Source organism: Parasphingorhabdus sp., assembly GCF_036963705.1.
Classification (GTDB): Bacteria; Pseudomonadota; Alphaproteobacteria; order Sphingomonadales; family Sphingomonadaceae; genus Parasphingorhabdus.
On the sequence record NZ_JBALUT010000160.1, the window covers coordinates 1 to 962 of the forward strand.

Annotated in this window: 1 protein-coding gene and 1 pseudogene; both read left to right on the plus strand. The window is 52.6% G+C overall.

Annotation, left to right across the window (positions count from 1 at the left end; genetic code table 11):
- Positions 1 to 588: pseudogene (locus tag V7680_RS15665) on the plus strand (hypothetical protein); the annotation flags it as partial.
- A gap of 145 nt (positions 589 to 733) precedes the next feature.
- The coding region (locus tag V7680_RS15670) for a ParB/Srx family N-terminal domain-containing protein (RefSeq protein WP_335654180.1) at positions 734 to 962 on the plus strand (229 nt) is incomplete at its 3' end.

Sequence of the window (962 nt, forward strand, 5' to 3'; positions counted from 1 at the left end):
GGAGAGACAATCGAACGCCGCCGCCTGATCAGGCCGCTAAAATCGGTAAATTGGACACTCGAAGCTTTGTCGGAAAGCCTTTGGGAGCAGGTCGATTTCAAAAGCTTCCGAAAAGGCTGGATGGATGAGGAAGAACAAGCGGCGATGGAAACGGCCCATGAACGCGTACATCTCGCCACCGGATTACTGCTGCCAGTCAGGAATAAAATCCCCGGAGAGTTTGTTCGTGTCACCCGCATTGCAGCGAGCGACGGGCGTTCGATCATTGGCCGCGAAATTTCCGAACTCGATATGGCTGATCTCGCACGGGCCTTTGGTCTCGACATGAACCAGACTATCAATCCCTCCCGGATTGCAGAAATGGTGATGCAAAGCGGCAAGCCGTTTTCAGTTCAAAGCCATGATGACCTTATGGCCAAACGCTCACTGGTCAATGGCAGCCAGCGACTGGAACTGACGGGCTTTTCAGCCGAGCGGCTCGTCTGGTATAAATCCAAAGGCTGTTTCACCGAGATTATCCGCTACCGCACGCGTCTATTCGTGCCGGTCAATGAAGCAGCGCAGATACTGGAAAAACTGACTGCCTAAGCGCTTCCGCTCTCCCTCAATCTCAAACCACCAGAAAGCGAACGCGTGATCTCTAAGAATGAGAGGGGAGGAGGCTTGGCCCTTTTGAACCCGGTTTTGGCGATGGTCGCCGAAAATCGTTAGTTCGATCAATCAGGAGTTAAAAATGTTCAAATCTATTCCACTCAACAAACTCGTTGAATCCAAGAAAAATGTCCGCAAGCGGACTGATCCGGCAGCCGATGCATGGCTGAAGGCGGATATTGCTGCGCGAGGATTGTTGCAAAATCTGGTCGTCAACGCGATTGCGCGCGGCAAATTTGAGGTCACGGCAGGTGGCCGCCGTCTCAACCAGTTGAAGGCACTTGCCAAGGACAAAGCGATTAAGAAGACCG